Annotated in this window: 3 protein-coding genes; all 3 read left to right on the forward strand. The window is 42.6% G+C overall.

Annotated features, from left to right (window positions below; all coding sequences use genetic code 11):
* Positions 1 to 771: 771 nt before the first annotated feature.
* The 3 genes from pstS (at position 772) to pstA (ending at position 3,927) form a co-directional block, all read left to right on the forward strand.
* Positions 772 to 1,878 (forward strand): phosphate ABC transporter substrate-binding protein PstS, encoded by a 1,107-nt coding sequence (gene pstS, locus VB654_RS13860; RefSeq protein WP_323214352.1) that lies wholly within the window; start codon positions 772 to 774, stop codon positions 1,876 to 1,878.
* A 110-nt stretch (positions 1,879 to 1,988) separates the two neighbouring features.
* Positions 1,989 to 2,954 carry a phosphate ABC transporter permease subunit PstC gene (gene pstC / locus VB654_RS13865; RefSeq protein ID WP_323214353.1) on the forward strand — a complete coding sequence of 322 codons (966 nt, stop codon included), beginning with the start codon at positions 1,989 to 1,991 and terminating at the stop codon, positions 2,952 to 2,954.
* Between the two features lie 67 nt (positions 2,955 to 3,021).
* A complete protein-coding gene (gene pstA / locus VB654_RS13870; protein ID WP_323214354.1) occupies positions 3,022 to 3,927 on the forward strand; it encodes a phosphate ABC transporter permease PstA in 906 nt (301 codons plus the stop codon).
* Positions 3,928 to 3,974: the final 47 nt, after the last annotated feature.

Raw genomic sequence — 3,974 nt, forward strand, 5'->3', positions numbered from 1 at the left:
TTTTAAAGCAGCAAAATAGTCGTGTATTTATCTCATCTTTTAATCCAGTTGAGTTCTTATTTAGATATAAATAATATTAGGTTGGTATTTTAAAATCAACATCAAATAACTTTGGATTGTATGTTTTAAACCTTGGTTCAACTCATATAGGACTCCTATTTGAATTTTGAACAAAACGACCTATTCCTTGATTCCTTGATTCCTTCTTCACTGTTCCCTGTTCCCTGTTCCCTACCTCTAAGAATAAATATGGCTACGCCACGCAAGCTACAGAAACTATACTGGATTCCTATATGTCATTAAGTAATTCTTGGTCAGTAATTGGGAATTTTTGTCTCAAAAAATCTTGAAAATACTTTGTCTGGTGAAATGAGATATGGAATTTGAAGACCAGTTGCGGGACAATTGTTACTGTATAGTAACCTGTGTTTTAGTGACTTTACTACCAGAATTTACTAAAAGCTATGTATCAATTTGATTAATTAAATAGACTTAAAATGTAGCAAATTGATCAAAAAAACATACATTTTTGCTTTTGTTAACCTTTTGTTTACCTTGAGATGTCTCTTCTAAGGGTATCTTGGTATGGCTTACATGGATAAAATCACGTAAAAATTAACAGCGATGCTTGTGTCACAGAGCAAGCCTCACATATTTCCGGTGGTACTGCTACAACTGTAGACTTTGTTGCCAGTTATGTTGCCATGACCGATCAAGCAAGGTCTTTTTGATCTGAATCCGTAGTCGTTTCGCAAAGTGAATATATTTTTCATGGTTCTCAATCGCAAAGTCCTTTTCGCAATCACTACTCTACCAATGATGTTGGTAGCAACAGCCTGTGCGCCTAGCCCAGAAGCTGGTAATGATGGTACGCCAGCTGGTCAGAATGTTAGTGGCAGTGGGCAGAAGATAACTATTAGTGGAGCTGGGGCGACCTTCCCCGCACCTATTTTTCAACGGTGGTTTGATGCCTATAATCGTCAAGTTGACCCCAATGTTCAAGTGAGCTATCAGTCCATAGGAAGTGGAGCTGGTTTAGAGCAGTACATCAATGGCACAGTAGACTTTGGAGCCAGTGAAGCACCCATTACTGACTCAGAGTCCCGGCTCAAGTCTTTTAAGGAAAAATACCCTTACGAGCCAATTCAAATTCCCATGACTGGAGGTTTCTTATCTTTCTCCTACAACTTGCCAGGAGTTAAAGATCAAGAACTCAGACTCTCCCGCACCACCTATTGTGGCATTGTAACAGGTAAAATTACTCGCTGGAATGACCCAGCGATCGCGGCAGATAATCCCGGTTTAACGATTCCTGATTTACCCCTGACCTTTGCTCACCGTTCTGATGGCAGTGGTACTACCTTTGTCTTCACCAACCACATTCAAACAGTTTGCCCAGATTGGAAGTCTGGCGCGGGAACTTCAGTAGATTGGCCTGTAGGCGTTGGCGGTCAAGGTAACGAAGGTGTAGCCGCTACCATTCAACAGAATGAAGGAGCCATTGGTTATCTATCCTATGCTTATGCTGCCCTGAACGATATTAGTTCAGCCGTAATTGAAAACAAAGCGGGAACCTTCATCGCTCCATCCCCTGAAGCAGCAGGTAAAGCTCTATTAGACGAGCCAGTACCAGAAAACTTCGCTCTCTTAGTCCCAGACCCCGCCGGTAAAGATTCCTACCCCATCGTCGGTCTAGCTTGGGTAATGATCTATCAAAATTATGAAGACGATGCCAAATGGCAAGCCATGCGTAAAGTCTTTGAATGGTCTTTAAGCCCAGAAGGCAAAAAGATAGCAGAAGAACTTCTTTATGTACCTATTCCTGAGCCTCTGGTGGAACGGATTAAAAAGCAGTTTGACACCGTGAACGCCAAGTAAGGAGCCGAGATGTTTGGGAGTGTTATTGATTATCAAACACTCCCAAAATTAATCCAACATACTTGAGTTAGGACATGACCATATGACAATATTATGGAAGGAAAAACCTTATGACATCGGCTAATCAATCAACTCAATTAACCGGGCGTAGTCTTGAGAAGCAAACCAGTCCGGCTAGGGTAATCGATGTTGGTTTTTGGGGATTAACCCTGCTACTAGCTATCAGTGCTGGAGCTGTTTTAATTTGGGTAATTGTACAGACAGCTACAGCAGCTACACCAGCCATTCAAGAATTTGGTCTTGGTTTTTTATGGGGTACAACCTGGAACCCTGTCACAGACATCTATGGGGTACTGCCCCAGATATATGGAACCTTGGTTACAGCCTTTATTGCCCTGTTAATTGCTGTCCCCCTGGGTATCGGAGTGGCGATCTTTTTAACCGAAGGATTTGCTCCTAGTTGGGTGACAACTCCTATCGCCTTTGCCATTGAGCTAATTGTTGCAATTCCCAGTGTGGTTTTAGGAATCTGGGGTATTTTTATCCTCATTCCTGCCATTAGGCCAATTTTCACCTTTATTAATACCTATTTCGGCTGGATTCCTTTTTTCAGTGGCAAGGGTTCTACAGGCAATAGCCTACTACTTGTGGGCTTGGTACTGGCAATTATGATTGTGCCTATTATTATCTCTATTACCCGTAGCACCTTTGAAGTTTTACCCGCATATCTCCGCAATGGTTCCTTAGCTTTGGGCGCAACCCGTTGGGAAACAATTCTGAGAGTGCTGATTCCGGCTGGTTTGTCGGGGATTATCAGTTCCGTCATGTTGGCTATGGGTCGGGCGATGGGGGAAACTATGGTTGCTGCCATGCTAGTTGGTAACGCCAACCGGATTAACATTTCATGGCTTCAGCCTGGATCGACTATTACAGGTTTGATTGCCTCCCAATTCGGAGAAGCAGGACGCACCCAAGTTGCAGCTCTGATGTACGCTGGCGTAGTCCTAATGATCTTATCGCTGGTGGTGAACATTTTAGCTGAGATAATTATTCGTCGATTCCAGAATATTGAGTAAAGTTTCTGGCTTTTGACTCAGCTTTTATTCAGAGTAAATGCACAATTAAGTTTACGCAAGAGCAGTTATGGATAATTCAAGTAAACAGCCTTCTTTTGGGTATAAAGGCAATGATTTCGATATTAGCCAGAAGACTATGGCTCCCCATCGTCGCATCACTGGGCAGGTGTTGACGGTTTTAACTATGGTCTTTGCCGCAACTGTCGTTATCCCTTTAATTTGGGTTCTGGTGAGCGTGTTTCAAAAGGGCGTTAATTCCCTAGTATTTCCAGATATTTTTACTAAGCTTCCCCCACCTCCTGGTTTATCTGACGGTGGCTTTGGTCATGCCATTATTGGGACTTTAATGACTCTGGGAATTGGTACAATGATTTCAGTTCCCTTTGGTGTGATGGCGGCCATTTATCTGGCTGAGTTTGGTCGGGGGACTAAGTTAGCTTACTTGGTTAAATTTTCTTGCAACGTACTCACCGGAGTCCCGGCTATTTTATGTGGCTTGTTTGCTTATTCCATTGTGGTTACGCCTTTAGGCTCGTTTTCGGCTTTTTCCGGTGGGGTAGCTTTGGCTGTGTTAATGTTACCCATTATTATTCGGTCTACAGAAGAAGCTTTGTTGCTAGTGCCTAATGAGTTGCGGTTGGCAGCAACAGGTCTGGGAGCAACCAGATTTGAAACCGTTGTGCAGATTGTGTTACCAGCTGCTTTGACTTCCATTATTACAGGTGTGGTTTTATCTGTTGCTCGCGCATCCGGAGAAGCAGCTCCTTTACTGTTCACCTCCTTTAACAATAATTTCTGGGCTACGAATATTTGGGAACCTGTGTCAACTCTGCCAGTGTTGATTTACTTTTTCTCGATTATTCCCTACAAAGCGTCTCAAAGTTTGGCTTGGGCAGCAGCTTTAACATTACTGTCAATTGTGTTGTTGTTTAGTATTTTGGCTCGGTATTTCAGTCGGAAGAAGAAATTTTAGGATCAGAAAATAGAGATGAATTTTGGTAATAGAAACTCATCTATAGG

This window comes from Nodularia sp. UHCC 0506, from assembly GCF_034931045.1.
Taxonomy (GTDB): Bacteria; Cyanobacteriota; Cyanobacteriia; order Cyanobacteriales; family Nostocaceae; genus Nodularia.

Bases quoted from the DNA above. Each gene is read 5' to 3' on its own strand.
- pstS (WP_323214352.1), top strand. From the start codon at position 772: ATGGTTCTCAATCGCAAAGTCCTTTTCGCAATCACTACTCTACCAATG.
- pstC (WP_323214353.1), top strand. From the start codon at position 1,989: ATGACATCGGCTAATCAATCAACTCAATTAACCGGGCGTAGTCTTGAG.
- pstA (WP_323214354.1), top strand. From the start codon at position 3,022: ATGGATAATTCAAGTAAACAGCCTTCTTTTGGGTATAAAGGCAATGAT.